This is a genomic window from Mycobacterium montefiorense (assembly GCF_003112775.1).
Taxonomy (GTDB): domain Bacteria; phylum Actinomycetota; class Actinomycetes; order Mycobacteriales; family Mycobacteriaceae; genus Mycobacterium; species Mycobacterium montefiorense.
Window position 1 is genome coordinate 1 of the sequence record NZ_BFCH01000018.1, and the last position, 14,613, is coordinate 14,613.

General features: G+C 65.8%; 20 protein-coding genes and 1 pseudogene. 10 read left to right on the forward strand and 11 right to left on the reverse strand.

The features are described 5' to 3' along the window. Positions 1-164, reverse strand: a pseudogene (locus DB708_RS12610) (alpha/beta hydrolase); the annotation flags it as partial. Between the two features lie 19 nt (positions 165-183). Then, positions 184-963 (reverse strand): pyrimidine reductase family protein, encoded by a 780-nt coding sequence (locus DB708_RS12615; RefSeq protein ID WP_108922298.1) that lies wholly within the window; start codon positions 961-963, stop codon positions 184-186. Positions 964-997: 34 nt separating this feature from the next. On the opposite strand from DB708_RS12615, the gene zapE reads away from it, so the two are divergent. Further along, on the forward strand, positions 998-2,098 hold the full coding sequence (gene zapE / locus DB708_RS12620) for a cell division protein ZapE (protein WP_108922299.1): 1,101 nt from the start codon (positions 998-1,000) through the stop codon (positions 2,096-2,098). Here zapE and DB708_RS12625 read toward each other — a convergent pair. Together DB708_RS12625 and DB708_RS12630 are read right to left on the reverse strand one after the other, a co-directional pair. After that, the gene (locus tag DB708_RS12625; RefSeq protein ID WP_108922300.1) at positions 2,076-2,624 is read right to left on the reverse strand and encodes a GNAT family N-acetyltransferase; all 549 of its coding nucleotides are present in this window, start codon (positions 2,622-2,624) and stop codon (positions 2,076-2,078) included. The genes zapE and DB708_RS12625 overlap by 23 nt on opposite strands. Next, positions 2,612-3,136: a hypothetical protein gene (locus DB708_RS12630; protein ID WP_108922301.1), complete on the reverse strand. Its 525-nt coding sequence runs from the start codon at positions 3,134-3,136 to the stop codon at positions 2,612-2,614. The genes DB708_RS12625 and DB708_RS12630 overlap by 13 nt, the downstream gene beginning before the upstream one ends. Before the next feature lie 168 nt (positions 3,137-3,304). On the opposite strand from DB708_RS12630, the gene DB708_RS12635 reads away from it, so the two are divergent. Then, a complete protein-coding gene (locus DB708_RS12635) occupies positions 3,305-3,634 on the forward strand; it encodes a DUF732 domain-containing protein (RefSeq protein WP_108922302.1) in 330 nt (109 codons plus the stop codon). A gap of 8 nt (positions 3,635-3,642) precedes the next feature. Here DB708_RS12635 and DB708_RS12640 read toward each other — a convergent pair whose 3' ends face one another. Then, positions 3,643-4,251, reverse strand: a complete 609-nt coding sequence (locus DB708_RS12640; protein WP_108922303.1) for a hypothetical protein — start codon at positions 4,249-4,251, stop codon at positions 3,643-3,645. Between the two features lie 90 nt (positions 4,252-4,341). Here DB708_RS12640 and DB708_RS12645 point away from each other — a divergent pair, with 90 nt between their 5' ends. From DB708_RS12645 to DB708_RS12655, 3 genes are all read left to right on the forward strand, one after another. After that, positions 4,342-4,716 (forward strand): DUF732 domain-containing protein, encoded by a 375-nt coding sequence (locus tag DB708_RS12645; protein ID WP_108922304.1) that lies wholly within the window; start codon positions 4,342-4,344, stop codon positions 4,714-4,716. A 32-nt stretch (positions 4,717-4,748) separates the two neighbouring features. Beyond that, a complete protein-coding gene (locus DB708_RS12650) occupies positions 4,749-5,684 on the forward strand; it encodes a cytochrome c oxidase assembly protein (protein ID WP_108922305.1) in 936 nt (311 codons plus the stop codon). A 189-nt stretch (positions 5,685-5,873) separates the two neighbouring features. Next, entirely contained in the window at positions 5,874-6,524 is a 651-nt protein-coding gene (locus DB708_RS12655) for a hypothetical protein (protein ID WP_133251005.1), read from the forward strand. A 35-nt stretch (positions 6,525-6,559) separates the two neighbouring features. Here DB708_RS12655 and DB708_RS12660 read toward each other — a convergent pair whose 3' ends face one another. Genes DB708_RS12660 through DB708_RS12670 form a run of 3 tightly spaced genes read right to left on the reverse strand, consistent with a single transcriptional unit; the run spans position 6,560 to position 8,820 of the window. After that, the gene (locus tag DB708_RS12660; RefSeq protein WP_108922307.1) at positions 6,560-7,267 is read right to left on the reverse strand and encodes a cation transporter; all 708 of its coding nucleotides are present in this window, start codon (positions 7,265-7,267) and stop codon (positions 6,560-6,562) included. Further along, positions 7,264-7,611, reverse strand: coding sequence for a Cd(II)/Pb(II)-sensing metalloregulatory transcriptional regulator CmtR (gene cmtR, locus DB708_RS12665; RefSeq protein ID WP_108922309.1), 348 nt, complete (start codon positions 7,609-7,611; stop codon positions 7,264-7,266). Before cmtR ends, DB708_RS12660 begins: the two co-directional genes overlap by 4 nt. A 48-nt stretch (positions 7,612-7,659) precedes the next feature. Then, entirely contained in the window at positions 7,660-8,820 is a 1,161-nt protein-coding gene (locus DB708_RS12670; RefSeq protein ID WP_108924139.1) for a glycosyltransferase, read from the reverse strand. 162 nt (positions 8,821-8,982) lie between these two features. Between DB708_RS12670 and DB708_RS12675 the strand changes: the two genes are divergently transcribed. Then, positions 8,983-9,666 carry a GAP family protein gene (locus DB708_RS12675; RefSeq protein WP_108922311.1) on the forward strand — a complete coding sequence of 228 codons (684 nt, stop codon included), beginning with the start codon at positions 8,983-8,985 and terminating at the stop codon, positions 9,664-9,666. A 70-nt stretch (positions 9,667-9,736) separates the two neighbouring features. After that, positions 9,737-10,834, forward strand: a complete 1,098-nt coding sequence (locus DB708_RS12680; protein WP_108922313.1) for a glycosyltransferase family 4 protein — start codon at positions 9,737-9,739, stop codon at positions 10,832-10,834. Here DB708_RS12680 and DB708_RS12685 read toward each other — a convergent pair. Next, the gene (locus tag DB708_RS12685; RefSeq protein WP_108922315.1) at positions 10,831-11,862 is read right to left on the reverse strand and encodes a polysaccharide deacetylase family protein; all 1,032 of its coding nucleotides are present in this window, start codon (positions 11,860-11,862) and stop codon (positions 10,831-10,833) included. The two genes, DB708_RS12680 and DB708_RS12685, sit on opposite strands and share 4 nt — an antisense overlap. Before the next feature lie 128 nt (positions 11,863-11,990). Between DB708_RS12685 and DB708_RS12690 the strand changes: the two genes are divergently transcribed. The 3 genes from DB708_RS12690 (at position 11,991) to DB708_RS12700 (ending at position 13,381) form a co-directional block, all read left to right on the forward strand. Beyond that, complete coding sequence (locus DB708_RS12690; RefSeq protein WP_165839814.1) at positions 11,991-12,323, forward strand: DUF732 domain-containing protein; 333 nt, start codon at positions 11,991-11,993, stop codon at positions 12,321-12,323. Between the two features lie 165 nt (positions 12,324-12,488). Continuing rightward, complete coding sequence (locus DB708_RS12695; RefSeq protein WP_235616751.1) at positions 12,489-12,962, forward strand: GtrA family protein; 474 nt, start codon at positions 12,489-12,491, stop codon at positions 12,960-12,962. Positions 12,963-13,027: 65 nt separating this feature from the next. Next, a complete protein-coding gene (locus DB708_RS12700) occupies positions 13,028-13,381 on the forward strand; it encodes a VOC family protein (protein WP_108922321.1) in 354 nt (117 codons plus the stop codon). A 10-nt stretch (positions 13,382-13,391) separates the two neighbouring features. Here DB708_RS12700 and phoU read toward each other — a convergent pair whose 3' ends face one another. Together phoU and DB708_RS12710 are read right to left on the reverse strand one after the other, a co-directional pair. Beyond that, positions 13,392-14,066 carry a phosphate signaling complex protein PhoU gene (gene phoU, locus DB708_RS12705; RefSeq protein ID WP_108922323.1) on the reverse strand — a complete coding sequence of 225 codons (675 nt, stop codon included), beginning with the start codon at positions 14,064-14,066 and terminating at the stop codon, positions 13,392-13,394. A gap of 5 nt (positions 14,067-14,071) precedes the next feature. After that, on the reverse strand, positions 14,072-14,374 hold the full coding sequence (locus DB708_RS12710; RefSeq protein ID WP_108922325.1) for a DUF3349 domain-containing protein: 303 nt from the start codon (positions 14,372-14,374) through the stop codon (positions 14,072-14,074). Positions 14,375-14,613 lie beyond the last annotated feature (239 nt).

The following is a 14,613-nucleotide window of genomic DNA, read 5'->3' on the forward strand; positions in this document are numbered from 1 at the left end:
GGCGGGGGCTTCGTGGTGGCCGCGCCCTGCGGCCGGGCGCCGGCGTTGGTCGCGAAGCGCGGGTCGGCGGCCAGGCCCGGGACGCAGCCGGTCAGCAGGGCGGTCACCGCGACCAGGGTCGTCGCGGACCTGATGTGCCGACTCATGCCGACCACAGTAGCCATCCCGGGTGGTATCGCCGGGCTAAGCCCGCACGTAGCGCGTGTACAGGTAGCCGGCGTCGTCGCTCAGGATGTGGGTGCAGCCCATCTTGGTCATCACCTGGCCGGGCCCCGTCGCGATACGCCGGGCCAGCCCTCCCACGAGATACGGCGCGATCGTCAGGCACAGCTCGTCGAGCAGATCCCGCTGTATGAAAGCGCCGAGCAGCATCGGCCCGCCTTCGGTCAGCACCCGCCGCAGTCCTCGAGCCCGCAGGATCGCCAGCAGGGCGGTCTCGTCGACTTCGCCGGGATCGCGGCCGGAACAGTCGATGACCTCGGCCAGGTCGCCGAGCAGGCGACGGGTCTCGTCGGCCGCCGCACTGCAGGTGAGAACCAGGGGCGGCACTTCGGTCCGGGTGAACACCCCCATATCCCGATCCAGGGCACCGGACTTGGTGACGATGGCCAATTGCGGCACTTCGCTTTGCCCGCGGGCCTGCCGGCGCTGGCGCTCGGCGATTCCCGCGTGCGCGCCGGAATAATTCTCGACCCGCACCGTGCCCGCACCGACGACGATGACGTCCGCGAGTTCGCGCAACAGAAAGAAGATCAGCCGGTCACCGGGGCCCGCCATCGGGCCGGTCTTACCTTCGGCGGTGGCCCCACCGTCGATGCTGGTGATGAAGTTCGCCCGCACCCAGCTCTGATCGGTGTCCGGATAGGCGTAGAGCGCAGGGAGTTCGCCCTCGTCGAGTTCGCGCCCCGATCCGAAAAGGGTCAACGACGTCTCGGCGGCTCTGCCGCTGCCAGACTCGGGCATGAGGACGATTGCAGCACGCCGTTAGAGTTTTCGCATGCACGGGTCCACCTCAGCGGATGGTTCTTCGCCGGTGGACCATCTGGTGGATCGGCATCCGAGTGTCTCGCCGGAACGGCTGATCGCCCAATTGCGGCCGCCGCCAACGTTCGCCGATGTGAGCTTCGCGACCTATCGCCCGGATCAGGCGGAACCGACCCAGGCCGCGGCGCTCGCGGCGTGTCAGGACTTCTGCGGTGAGGCCGTGCAGCGGCGTGCGGGCCGGCGCAAGCTGTTGGGCAAACGGGCGGTGTTGCCGGGTGTGGGCATCTACCTGGACGGCGGATTCGGCGTGGGCAAGACGCATCTGCTGGCCTCGGCCTACTACCAGTTGCCGGGTCCAGGGCCCGACGGCTCGCCGGATGCTTCGACCCATGCCCACGCTCGTCCCAAGGCGTTTGCGACATTCGGGGAGCTGACCCAACTCGCCGGGGTGTTCGGCTTCACCGAATGCATCGACCTGCTGGCCGATTACACGGTGCTGTGCATCGACGAGTTCGAACTCGACGACCCGGGCAACACCACGCTGGTCTCGCGGATGCTGTCGTCGTTGGTCGAGCGGGGTGTGTCGGTGGCCGCCACCTCCAATACGCTGCCCGAGCAGCTCGGCGAGGGCCGTTTTGCTGCCCAGGACTTTCTGCGTGAAATCAACACGCTGGCAAGCATTTTCACTACCGTGCGGATCGAGGGCCCGGACTACCGGCATCGCGGCCTGCCGCCCGCCCCGCAGCCGCTGTCGGACGACGAGGTCGTCGCACGTGCGGCCGGCGTTCCCGGGGCGACGCTCGACGACTTCGATGCGTTGCGTGCGCATTTGGCGACGATGCACCCGTCGCGGTACCTGACCTTGATCGAAGGTGTGACGGCGGTGTTCCTGACCGGTGTGCACGGTATTGGTGACCAGAACGTCGCGCTGCGGTTGGTATCGCTGACCGATCGCCTGTATGACGCCGGCATTCCGGTGGTGGTGTCCGGCGCGAAACTGGACACCATCTTCAGCGAAGAGATGCTGGCCGGCGGTTACCGAAAGAAATACCTGCGGGCCACCTCGCGGCTGTTGGCGCTGACCGCCCCGGCTAGCCAACCTCGCGAATCATGACGTAGTCGTTTTCGAGGTGGGCACCTACTCGAAACGTCCTGGTGCCATTGATATTAAATCCGCTCTTGGCGTAAAAGCGTTGGGCGCGTTGGTTTGCCTTGCTGACACCCAGCCACATGCAGCGCACACCCCAGTCGGCCGCAATCGCCAGCGCAGCGTCCATCAGCGCCGCCGATGCTGTGCTGCCGTGGTAGTCGGGCAGCAGGTACAGCTTCGACAGCTCGGCCGCCGGGCGGATCTCGACGGCCTGTTGCACGCCGGCGTCGTCGGAGACGCCGCGAACCACCATGGCGTAGCCGACGATCCGGCCGTTGCGGCGGGCGGCGACAATCGCCCGGTCCGGATCGCCGAGATACTCACCGAAGCGAGCGGGCGACAGGTTGACGTCAACGAACGTCGCGATGTTCTCCGGCGTCGCCGTGGGCGGACACGCTAGCGGAAAGGTAAGGGCCGCGACGCTGGCCAGTTCCGCGATATCGACGGGATCCGTCGCGACCCGGCCGATGGTGAGGGTCAGAGGTTCCACTGCGCGAGGTGCTTGCCGGTTTTGCGGTCCAGCAGCACGACGTTGGAGACCGGGTCGCGGTAGGCATCCCAATACACCCCGCCGCGCACGATCGCCCCGTTCGGCGCGTTGACGAGCACGTTGTCCAGGGCGTCGGGCGCATCGGTGGCCCGCGGCTTGTAGGCGTCGGCGAACGGAGTCACCCCGTCGAAGCTGAACGCGGTCGCCATGACGAAGGGGTTGGGCACCTGGATCGCGCGGACCGTCACGTCGGCGCGGTTGGGCGTGCTGCCGGGGAAGCTTTTGATCGGAACGCCGCTGCGGGTGTAGCCGAATCCGGGCGGCGGGTCGCAGGGGGACACGCTGCTGACGGTGACGTCGGCGATGTAGGTCCCGGTGTCCACCCGCAGCGTGTCGCCGATGTGGCCGATCGGCGCATCCTGAGCCTGCGCGCGCGGAGCGGCAACCCCGGCCGCGGTGAGGCCCGCGGCGGCGACGAGCAAGGTCGACAGGACGATCAGCCAGCGGCGCATCTTCGAATAATTGCACACCGCCTATCGCGAACGGGAGGGGTTAGACCGGCCGCTACCGCGCCCGATCGGCCGCCTTGACCAGGGCTCCGGTCGGTCGCGACGGCCTTTTGTCGCCGGTTACGGCGGCGGGATGCGAGTTTGCCGCTGGTCTGCGACTATCAGGGGGCTATGAGACGCCTTCTGATGCTGGTGAGCGCCGTCGCCATGGTCGGCATGCCCGCCCCGGCTTACGCCGACGGCATGGACGACCAATTTCTCGCCGCGCTCCAGGCGTCCGGTGTCACCTTCCCGGACCCGGCTCGGGCGATCGCGGCGGGCAAGTGGGTGTGCCAAGCGGTCGGCCAGGGCACGCAGATGGTGGATGTCGTCAAGACGGTGGAAGACCGTAACCCCGGCCTGCGCGAGGACAACGCCGCCAAGTTCGCGGCGATAGCTGCCACGGCCTATTGCCCCAGCGCGCTGCCGCACACCAGCTCTAACAGCAGCGGCCCCCAGTAACAACCGGGCTACTCGGTTTCGGCCGTGTCGGTGGTGGGTGGCGCTGCGCGTCCCCGGCCAGGTGCCCGCCCCAGTTCCAGGGGACCCATTCCTGTCGCCGTGCGTGGGGGAGTCGTCGGACTCCGTCGCTTGCGCCAGTGGCCGGCTCCCGAAATGCGCCAATCGGCTGCCCATCTCCACTCGTAGATTTGCGGCGTGCCCAGATTCGAGGCGATCGCGGCCATCCGAAGGTTGGCGTTGTCAACGGCCATCCAGGACGCGATGACCCAGACGTTGTCGAGTGACTCTTCGGGAATCTCGAAGCCCCAGGACATTTCGTCGTCATTGCAGCCCATCGACGGGCGTATCGCCGGCTTGGGCGTCGGCGCGTCGAATGGTTTACCGTCCGCTTCAAGGTCGAGTCCCACTTCGTAGCGCACGGTCGGGCCGACCATTCGCATGCTCACCTGCAGCCGGGCAATGTTCTTCCGGCGGGGCGGCAGGCGGTCGATCACCAGCGCGACGCCCTTGGCGCCCGCTCTTCGGCGGTGCGCGGGCAGCCGATTCCATGCGGCAATCAGCGCGACCACAGCGATGATGCCGACAAAGACGTCGAGAACAATCAAGATGGCAGCCACGTCGTCCTAGCCAACACCATCCGAGCTTGCGGCGCTGCGGCGCCTCGGCGAGATGCGTGGTTCCCACAACTCTGGGAGAATCGGCGAGTTATGAGACGCCTCATGATGCTGCTAAGCGTCGCCACGACGATTGTCCTGGCGGTTCCGGCGCACGCCGACCCCAGCCCGAGCCCCAGTCCCGCGCCGGACCCGGCCGCCGATGCCGCCTTCCTTTCCGAGCTCAAGGACGCCGGGCTGACGTATCAGGACCCGGCCGCTGCGATCTCGGCGGCCAAGACGGTATGCGAGCTCGTCGACACCGGACACTCGGACCAGGAAATCGTCAACAACCTTCAGCTGCACAATCCGGGATTTGCCGATACCGGCGCCGCCAAGTTCACCGCGATCGCCGCCGGCTCGTATTGCCCCAAGTATCTGACCGGCGAGGGTCGCGGACCCAAGCCTGAGGGTGCCGCCGGCAACTGAGCGCCGCTTGCGGCCCGCATACGCTAGGGGCTATGCCCCTCGATCCGGGCCCGCTGACATGGGGCGCCTTGATACAGACCTGGTATCTGGACCCCACCTCCGCGGCGGTGCTCGTGATGGTCGCGGGCACCTACGCGTGGTGCTACCGACGGGCCCGCGGCGGCGCACGATCTGTCGAACCGGCGGCGGCCGGATGCTTCGGCGTCAGCATTGTGCTCTGGGCAGTGGCCACCGTCAGCGCGATCGGAAGCTACGCCTACTTGCTGTTCTGGATGCGTGCGCTGCAGGTACTGCTGCTGCTGTATGTGGTGCCGTTCTTCCTCGCGCAGGGCAAGCCGGTCAGCGTGCTGCGTGACGCGCTCGGCGTGGACCGTATCGAGAAGCTGCTGGGGACCCGTTGGGCCCGAATTCTCGTGCACCCGTTGACGACGTCGCTGGCGATGCTGGCCACGCCCTGGCTGCTGTACCTGACACCGTGGTACACGGCGGCTCTGCAAAACGAATGGATCGGCGCGCTTACCCGAATAGTTTTGGTAATCGTAGGGTTTGGATACTTTTACGCCCGGCTGCAATCCGATCCCGTGCCTCGCAAATACCCCCAGCTGATCTCGCTGCTGATCTCGGTCGCCGAGACCCTCGGTGACGGAGTCCTGGGGTTGGTCATTTGGCAGGGCTCGTTGATCGCCGCGGCGTATTACTCGGCCTTGCACCGCTCCTGGGGCCCGGACCAACGGCTCGATCAGACCATCGGAGCCGGCGTGCTGTGGATTCTCGGAGACGTGGTCGGGTTGCCATTCGTGCTGCTGCTGATGCGCGCGCTGTCTCGCGACGAACGGGCGCACGCGGTCGAGGTCGACGCCGAGCTGGATCGGACGGAAGTGGTGGGCAGCGACGACGCCGACGCTGCGCCCGCGGGGTTGTGGTGGGAGAACGACCCGCAAATGCGCGAGCGATTCCGCCGCGGCTAGCGGCCGACAAGCCGTCGGCCGTCATTCAGATTCCCGCAATGCGATCGACGCCTTCGCGGTAGCGCTCGGCGCGAGGGTGTGGTTGGTTAATTGGAAACTATTTAAGGGGATTCACTTCGAGTTCATCCGGGGATCGGCTATGTTGCCCGGGACGCTGGCAAATCGGTACGACACCCAAAGGAGTCAATGGTGAAGAAGGCATCTGCGGTCGCAGCCGGTCTGGCGGCAACCACTCTGGTGATCGGCGTGGCAGTCACCGGATGTGGCGGCGACAAGTCGTCTGGCCCATCGTCGTCAGCGAAATCGTCGTCGACGACTACTTCCGCGGCGTCCTCCTCGGCCGCACCGACATCGAGCAGCGCTGCCGCCCAGCCTTCGGACTACAACAACCTGCTGATCAAGGCCACCGACATTGTCGTGCCGGGGGACAGCTTCAGCCCGCCCAAGACGCGGCAACTGACCGACCCGGCATCGGGCATCGAGGGCGTGTTCGCGAACCAGAATGGCGCGCGCAGCATCACCGACTCGCTGCTCGTCTACCCCGACCCGGGCGCGGCGGACAAGGACCGTGATTCGCTCACCAAGTCTTACGTCGATCCTCAGAACGGCGCGATCAAGGGCGGAACACCGGCGCCGGTCGATGTGGGTGTCGGCGGCACGATCATTTCGGGACCCTCGGCCGACGGCAGTAAGGCGAAGACGTCGGTGATCTTCGGTGAAGGCAAGGTGGTCGCCCTCATCGAGTTCGAGAGCGCGCCGAACGACCTGGTGCCGGCGGACATCGTCCTGGATGTGGCGCGCAAGCAGGACGCGGCCATCAAGGCCGGACTGCCCGGCTAGACAACGAAAGGCGCTGCAGCGCGCCGTGTTTCAAGTCAGCAGCAGTGCTCGCCCCGCCATGCCGTGCGGCCCTCCTTGACGGCGACCGCGGCGATCACCAACGCCACGACCGGATCGGCCCACGACCAGCCGAACAGATAGTTCAGCAGCAGCCCGACCAGCAGCACGCCGGACAGGTATGTGCACAGCAGTGTTTGGTTGGAGTCGGCGACCGCGCTGGCCGAACCGAGTTCTCGGCCGGCGCGCCGCTGTGCGTAGGACAGCAACGGCATGACCACTAGCGACACCGCCGCCAAAATGATTCCGGCGGCCGAGGTTCCAGCGGTCTGTCCGCCGAGCAGGGAGCGAATCGACTCGAGCGTCACGTAGCCGGCCAATGCGAAGAATGACAGCGCGATAACCCGTAACGCGGCCCGTTCGCGGGCCTGCGGGTCGGTGCCGGAGAACTGCCAGTACACCGCTGCGGCAGAGGAGACTTCGATGACCGAGTCCAGCCCGAACCCAATCAACGCCGCCGAGGACGCCACCGCGCCCGCCGAGAGCGCGACGACCGCCTCGATGATGTTGTAGCTGATTGTCGCCGAGACGAGCAGGCGCACTCGTCGCGACAACACGGCACGGCGTTGTGGCTCAACGGTATTCGTTGTTGCCGGGGTGCAGCACTCGTCATGGCAGCAGTCTGTCGCCGGCGCGGAGAGCGGCAATGCGCGGCCAGTTCGGCCCAAGGCGTCCCCGTCGTTCATCGCGCCGTGCCCGCCTTGCTCGGCGCGGGGTCGTCAACGCACGGCTGATCGGTGTCGACGGCGAGCACCACCTGGACCAACTCACCCAGTGCGCGGGCAAGGTGCGCATCGGCTAACGCGTACCGGACCTGTCTTCCCTCGTAGGTGGCCACCACCAGGCCGCAACCGCGCAGGCAGGACAGATGGTTGGAAACGTTGGAGCGGGTCAGACCCAGCCGGGACGCCAATTCGCCCGGGTAGCAAACATCATCGAGCAACGCCACCAGAATCCGGCACCGCGTCGGATCGGCCAGGGCGCGCCCCAGCCGGGCCAGCGCGGACTCCCGCTTCTCACAAGTCAGCATGCAGAGAACAATACAGCGTTCGCTGAAATAAAGCAGTACCTCCAGCGGTCAGCGTCCCGTGCGGGCGCTGTCTTCCAGCAGATCGGCGGTGCTTGCCACGCTTTCTGTCGGCGTGGCCATCAGGGCGGCAATCGCACGTGCACGAGTGGCGTAGTCATCAGTGAGGATGCCGCCCAGCGCCGCGACCAGTGAACCCAGGGTGGTCGCCCGAAAATCCTGGCCGGAGCCGACTTTCAGCCGTTCCACGGTCGCGGCCCAGACCTGTTGATCGTCGACGCCGAGCCAGAGGATCAACGTGGGAATGCCGGCTCGCATGCCCGCGGCCGTGGTTCCGGCGCCTCCGTGGTGGACGACCGCGCGGCACGCCGGAAAGACGGTTGCGTGATTCACCTCGTCGACAACCTTGACGTGGTCGAAATCCGGAACGCCGGTGAAGTCGTTGGGGCCGCTGCAAATCAGCGCCCGCTCGCCCAACTGTGCGCAGGCCGCGGCGATCGCCCCGACGGTGTCGGCGGAGGTGACCCGCACGCCGCTACCGAAGCCGAAGTAGATCGGTGGTGTCCCGGCGTCGATCCAGGACATCGCCTCGGCGTCGCCATCGGCCGGCAGCTCAAGGGTCGGTGAGCCAACGCAGGGCCGCCGCAGGCCCTGCTCGGCCCACTCGGCGGCCAGGCCGGGAAAGCAGAGCCTGTCGTAGGCCTGGATCTCCAATGCGGTGTGCCCAGTGGTCTCCGGCAAGCCGAGTTCGCGGCGCTGGGCCTGCGCGGCGTCGGTCGCCAGACGCACCAGCATGTCATTGCGGGGCGCGGCGCCGTCCGGGAAGAAGTGCAACGCGGCGGACGGAATGCCTTGGTAGCGCGCAACATTGGCGGCAAGGCCCTGCTCGCTTTTACCTGTCAACACCAGGTCGGCGCCATCGGCCAGCGCCAGCAACGTCGTGCCCCACTGAACCCACGCCGCTTTCAGGTGATCCGCGAAGGCCGACATCATCATGATCGGGTTCTGCAGCGTGGTGGGCGCGAAATCCTCGTTCTGCGGCGGGTTCGGCCCGAACGCCCCCGCGGCAAGCCCCGCCGATTCCACAAAGCCGATCATGTTGGGTGTGACCGCTAAGGACACGTCGTGACCCCGACGCAGTAGCTCCCGTCCGACGGCCGCGAAGGGCTCGACGTCGCCGCGACTGCCGTAGCCGGCGAGTGCGAATTTCACGGGCAGAACCTTGCCGGTCGGGCCGGTCGGGCGCAAGCCGGGACCGCGGCGGCCGAGGTGGTGGCGAGGTCATAGGAATCTCATATTTTCTGCCGCCGGATTCCGCGTTGCGCCGTCAGTTGGCGGCGGTCAAGGATCCGATGCAGTAACTTCGGTGCGATCATGGAAGCTCTTTTGCTGGCGCTTGCCGGTCTGGCCTTCCTCGACTCGCTGAATGTCCTCAATGTGGGTGTCGTCTCAGCCGTCGTCTATGCCAGCCGACTCGATCGTCGATCGCCGGTCCCAGGCGGCTTGAGCTTTATCGCTGGTTTGTTCGCGATCACCACCACCTTCGGTGTCTGCACCGTACTCGGCCTTGGCTTCTTGACGCATTCGGTCGACTTCAAAATCACACCGGCATTTCGCTTTTGGGGCCAGCTGCTGCTGGGCGTGGTGCTGATGTGTCTGGCCTACTTCCCGTTGACCGCGCAAACATCGGCGCCGGGATGGGCGCTGGCGGCCATGCGGCAACGCCCCTGGTTGCTCGGAATTCTTGGCGCCGCGGTCGGGATGGGGCAGGCGCCGACCTCAATTCCCTACATCACCGGATTGGCCACACTCGCCGCGGTGCATCCGCGACCGCCGGCCTGGCCGCTGCTGATCTACGGCTATTGGACGCTGGCCCTGACGCCGTCGGTGCTGATCCTTTTTCTGGCCACTCGAAAGACGAAGCGAGCGGTCCGGATGCAGCGCGGGATCGTGCGCGGAATGACTCGCTACGGACCCATTTCGGTGCGAATATTGTTTTTGGTCGTCGGGGTTGGACTAGTAGCGGACGCCCTGCTATTTCGCAGCGTCCTGTGGTGAAGCTAGCTTGAGCGCCGACAACTCGGGTGGATGACGCTGGGATTGAGGTACGCCGGGTGAGACGCAGTTGATGGCAGCACCGCGTCACCCGATCCGCGTGCTCACGATCGGTAACGCTCCGGCCGGGCCCAACAGCCGCGGCGGTATGGCGACGGTGATGCGGCTGCTGATCGAGGACACCGACTCGCGGTTCCGTCTTCGCCTGGTGCCTACCTATGTCGACGCCTCCGTAGCGGCGCGGCTATGGACCGGTATAACGGGCATGCTCAAGGCGTCCCTGCGGCTGCTCTTCGGCTCGGTCGACGTGCTGCATGCGCACTATTCGTTGCGCGGCAGCGTCGTCCGCAAGTCGGTGCCGTTATTCGTCGCGCGGGTGCGCGGCGTCCCGACAATTGTTGATTGCCACAGCTCACACTTTTTCACCTGGCTCGATGGTCTCTCGCCGCTGCAGCGACGTGCGGTCTACGCCGCGTTGCGTGCCGACTATTCCGTGGTGCTCGGTCAATCCCATCTGCAGAAGTCGTGTGTGCGTCTCGGGTTCGACGAAACCAACACACGAGTGCTGTACAACCCCGTGGTCCTGCCCGCCGTCGAGCCGTCGCCGCGCACCGTTGGGCCATTGCGGGTGGTGTCGCTGGGCAGATTGGGCGCCAACAAGGGAAGCTATGACCTGGTTCGCGCAATTGGTCTGCTGCCCAACGATATTCGAGCCGACCTGCGGGTCACGCTGGCCGGCGACGGTGAGGTGGAGCGGGTTCGCGCGTTTGTCCGTGCCAACTCGCTGGACGACGTCATCGATGTCGTCGGCTGGGTCGACCCGCAACGCCGCGACGAGCTGTTGGCCGAATCGGCGATCTTCGTATTGCCCAGCTACAGCGAGGGTCTTCCGATGGCGGTGCTGGAGGCGATGGCCAACGGCGTGGTCCCGGTGACCACCGCGGTCGGTGCAATCGCGGAAGTGGTGACCGACGGGGTGAGCGGTGTGCTGGTCACGCCCGGCGATCCCGTCCAGCTGGCGGCGGCGCTGCAATCGCTCATCACCGATGGCGATCTGCGAAATCGGCTCGCCGCCGCGGCCTACGCACGTGCCCGCGAGCTCGACATCGACCGCTGGCGGGAGGCGCTGCACGATCTGTGGCTCGCTGCCGCGTCCCGCGGCTCGCGCTAGCGGCGGGGCAGCCCGCCCGAGACCAGGAGCCGGAAGTAGTCGAAAGACGAATTACTGCCCAGCGCCAGCCGCGGCAACGCCATCGGGTCGCTGTGACGGTCGGCGAATCCCGGCGTGGTCGATAACGCCCAGCGCACGCCGCGCTCGCGCAGCACGTTTTGGGTGCGGCCGTCGAAATCCTGCGGCCGACCATTAGGGTAAGCGAAAATTGTTGGTGTGCAGCCAGTCTCACGCTCTAGCGTGATGCAGGAATCCGTGATCTCCTGTTCGACCTTGTCGTCGCCGCAGCGCGCAAGAATGGGGTGGGTCACCGAATGCGGGTGCAGCGTGACCAGGCCGTCGGCGACCATCTCCCGGGCTTCATCCCAGGAGAGCATCCGGAACGGACCACCGTCGCCGTCGCGGTGGCCCAGCGCATCCAGAATCTTGTCCAGCACCGCGATCCGTTGCGCGTCGGGCAGGTCTTTGCATCGCTGCACCGCGGCCGCATAGACCTTGCCGCGGTTGGCATTCCCGACAAGCGATCTGGTGCCCAGGCTTAGTGCAGCCAGATCAGCCTCGGTCGCTTTGGTGCGGGCGATCGCCAGCCAAAGCCGGTCGGGCCATAGGGTTTCGTCGCTGTCCATCGGGCCCGTCGCCAGGAACACCGCGGCGGGCAGTCCCAGCTCGCGCAACACCGGGGCCGCGTGGGTGGCGAGGTTGCGGGTGCCGTCGTCGAAAGTGATGGCCATCGCCCGTGGCGGTAACGTCCCCGCGGCAAGGCGCTCGAGGGCGTCGGCGAGTGGAAGGACGTTGAAGTGCTTACGGATGTATTCGAGTCGGCGGCGATACGTCGCCGAGTCGAGTACATGCCAGCACGCCGGCGACAACGGTTCGTCCTCGACGCCATGGAACATCACGATCGCGAGCCGATCGCGGTGTCGCCGCCGGGTCAACGCCGGGACGCCGGCGGCGCAAAGCAGCCCGGCCGCGAGGCTTTTGACGGTCTCCCGTGTCGCGGGTGGGGCGAGATCTGTCAGTCGTGCCATCAAGTGCGGAACTCTAGCCACCCTCGCCGATCCGGCTCCGGCAGCTCGCGTTGCTACATCCAGTCGCGACAGCAGCCGTTCGCCTGCAGTTCATTCAAAAGTTCGGGTGTGATCCTATGCTCACATCCATGAAAACAGCACTAGCGGCATCACTGATCGCCCTACCCGCCCTGCTGTGTTCCGTGCCAGCAGTCGCCAACGCCGACCCGGAGAATACGCCCGACTACATCTCCTATCTCGACCAGAACAACATCAAGTACAACAGCCACGAAACGATCGTTCACGTGGGAACCACTCTGTGCAACGAGCTGCGCAACGACATCCTCCCGCCCGATCAGGCGTTAGCGCGGATCCAGAACATGGGGTACAGCAAGCAGCAGACGAAGGTGATCGCCTTCGCCGCGGTCGAGGCGTTCTGCCCGGACATGGACGTGGACGCCCAGAAGGCGCCCAAGTCGTAAACGCGCCGCAAGGCCGTTATGGGTATTTCGGGTCGCCACCCATCGTTTTCGTGACCGTGATGTTATTTGCGCCGAAGTTTGCTGAGGCGCCGGGCCAGCAGATGGTCCGCGAAGAATTGGCCGACTGATCACATGGCCGAAACCCGGTCATGGCACGGTGGCCGCGTGCCAGCCGAATCGCGGGTTAGCCCATCACGCGCGGTCGACCGATTCCACAAGTCTTGTGCGGCGGTCGTCGGTCGGCTCCCGTTCGGGCTCGGTTCGGTCATTGCGCCGACGTTCCTCGGCTTCTGCGTGATCAACGGCTTTACCTTCAGCGCCGACCTCGCGCTGCTCACCTTGCTGCGCAGCGGGCTCGGCCTCGCGGTGCCGATCGCCGTCACGGTCGCCTACGCATGTGCCTTCGCGCTCAGTTACGTGCTCAACCGCACCTTCAACTTTGCGTCCCATGGCGCGGTCGGCCCACAGGTCGCGGTCTACGTCGTGGTGGTCGTCGTCAACTACCTGGCTTTCATCCTTGGGGTGACGAGCGTGTTATCGGCCATCGGCGTGCAATATCAGCTGTCGCGAATCGTGGCGGGCATGTGCGAAGCGGTGTACATGTACAGCGCGATGAGATGGGTCGTCTTCCGTCGCTGACCCGCGGCGCACAGCGTGCATTCGCTGCCTAGTGTGGAAGTGACTCAGTGCGAAGGAGGCATCCGTTGAGCGGGCACGAAGTAAAGATGATCATTCTGTCGACCGACGACTTGGACGAATCGATCCGGTTCTACAGCGAGACCCTGGGCATGGCACTGAAGTTCCGCGATGGCGCCCACTTCGGGGCACTCGATGGTGGGCCGGTCACTCTCGCACTTGCGACGGACGTCGACCATCCCATACCCGGTCAGGTTGTCGTCGGTATCAAGACCGCTGATGTCGATGCCGCGGCGAAGGCGGTCCAGGCCAGCGGTGGCGGCATCGTGAAGGGCCCGTACGACGACGCCCACGAACGCCGTGCCGTGGTGTACGACAACAAAGGCAATGGGTTGGTGTTCTACAAGCCGCTGGCCCGCTGAAGGACGCGCATCACGCGGTGGGGCGCTGCTCGACTTGTTGTTGGGCGAGGTGAGAGCCGTTGGCTTGGAAGATAACTCGTTGACCCACCGTGACGGCGTGGTCCGCGAAGCGCTCGTAATAGCGGCTCAGGAGAGTGACATCGACCGCGGCGGCGACGGTGTGAGACCACTGCCGATCCATCAGGGTCGTGAAGACAAGCCGGTGTAGCTCGTCCATCGCGTCGTCGTCGGCGGCGAGTTTGGCAGCGTGATCAGGATTTCCGGAAAGCACGACATTCGTCGCGTTCCGGCTGAGATCCACAGCGATGCGGCCCATTTCGGCGAAGCAAGACTTGATGTCATCGGGGATCGCGGTGCCGGGGTGGCGGCGGCGGGCAGTGTCGGCGACATAGTGGGCCAGCGCGGCCATCCGGTAGACGTCGGCGACGTTTTGCAGGCTGGCCAGAATTGCCCGCAAGTCCGTGGCGACCGGCGATTGCAGCGCCAGCAGTGTGTAAGCGTCGTTTTCGGCCTGCGTGGCCCGGGCCATCAATTCTGGATGGGCGCTGATCACGGCTTCGGCCAAGACGATGTCGGCGCTCAGCAGGGCTTCGGTGGCCTGCGCCATCGCGGTGCTGCTCAGATCGCACATGTCAGCAATGCTCTGGCTCAGCGCGTCGAGCTGGTTATGGAACGCGGTCCGCATCTGGTTTAACTCTTACGTTCCGGCGGCCAGCCGATGGCTTCCAAGCGACGCTGCACCCGATCGAGCTCGTCGGCCGAGGGTGGCTCGTTGGTGATCCGTGTGATGGCTGAGCCGATTTCAGCCGTGTCGATTTTCAACTCGTCGCGGGCTGCCAGATGTGCAGCGACCGCTGCCACGTCGTCGTCGGTGAGCCGACGGCGAAGCACGGCCAGCAGCGCGAAGGAGTCCGCCGCGGGGACCCCCTGCGGGTAGCCGGCCCGGACGAACTCCACCATCTTCATCACCACGTCGGCGAGATTCACACTCATGGATGGCGGATGCCACGAATCGGTCCGGTTAAACGTGAACGTTTGCCCACACGACGGTTGACCAGAGGGGCCGTGACCTGCGTTGTCGCGAGGCGTCTGCGGTACGAGTCGCAGATCTCGGCAAGAAGTCACGAAAACGGCACGCGAATCGGAGGCTGAAGCTAGCATCGTTTAATGGCCGACGAGGCGGCCACCGGGAGGATCCTCGGTGGCCGCTTCACTTAATTTTTCCGGCCGAC

Excerpts from the sequence above, each read along its gene's own strand:
- DB708_RS12645 (WP_108922304.1), top strand. The coding sequence starts at position 4,342 with ATGAGACGCCTCATGATGCTGCTAAGCGTCGCCACGACGATTGTCCTG.
- phoU (WP_108922323.1), bottom strand. The coding sequence starts at position 14,066 with ATGCGGACCGCGTTCCATAACCAGCTCGACGCGCTGAGCCAGAGCATT.
- DB708_RS12680 (WP_108922313.1), top strand. The coding sequence starts at position 9,737 with ATGGCAGCACCGCGTCACCCGATCCGCGTGCTCACGATCGGTAACGCT.
- DB708_RS12615 (WP_108922298.1), bottom strand. The coding sequence starts at position 963 with ATGCCCGAGTCTGGCAGCGGCAGAGCCGCCGAGACGTCGTTGACCCTT.
- DB708_RS12635 (WP_108922302.1), top strand. The coding sequence starts at position 3,305 with ATGAGACGCCTTCTGATGCTGGTGAGCGCCGTCGCCATGGTCGGCATG.
- zapE (WP_108922299.1), top strand. The coding sequence starts at position 998 with ATGCACGGGTCCACCTCAGCGGATGGTTCTTCGCCGGTGGACCATCTG.
- DB708_RS12650 (WP_108922305.1), top strand. The coding sequence starts at position 4,749 with ATGCCCCTCGATCCGGGCCCGCTGACATGGGGCGCCTTGATACAGACC.
- DB708_RS12685 (WP_108922315.1), bottom strand. The coding sequence starts at position 11,862 with ATGGCACGACTGACAGATCTCGCCCCACCCGCGACACGGGAGACCGTC.
- DB708_RS12660 (WP_108922307.1), bottom strand. The coding sequence starts at position 7,267 with ATGAACGACGGGGACGCCTTGGGCCGAACTGGCCGCGCATTGCCGCTC.
- DB708_RS12630 (WP_108922301.1), bottom strand. The coding sequence starts at position 3,136 with ATGCGCCGCTGGCTGATCGTCCTGTCGACCTTGCTCGTCGCCGCCGCG.
- DB708_RS12690 (WP_165839814.1), top strand. The coding sequence starts at position 11,991 with ATGAAAACAGCACTAGCGGCATCACTGATCGCCCTACCCGCCCTGCTG.
- DB708_RS12675 (WP_108922311.1), top strand. The coding sequence starts at position 8,983 with ATGGAAGCTCTTTTGCTGGCGCTTGCCGGTCTGGCCTTCCTCGACTCG.
- DB708_RS12710 (WP_108922325.1), bottom strand. The coding sequence starts at position 14,374 with ATGAGTGTGAATCTCGCCGACGTGGTGATGAAGATGGTGGAGTTCGTC.
- cmtR (WP_108922309.1), bottom strand. The coding sequence starts at position 7,611 with ATGCTGACTTGTGAGAAGCGGGAGTCCGCGCTGGCCCGGCTGGGGCGC.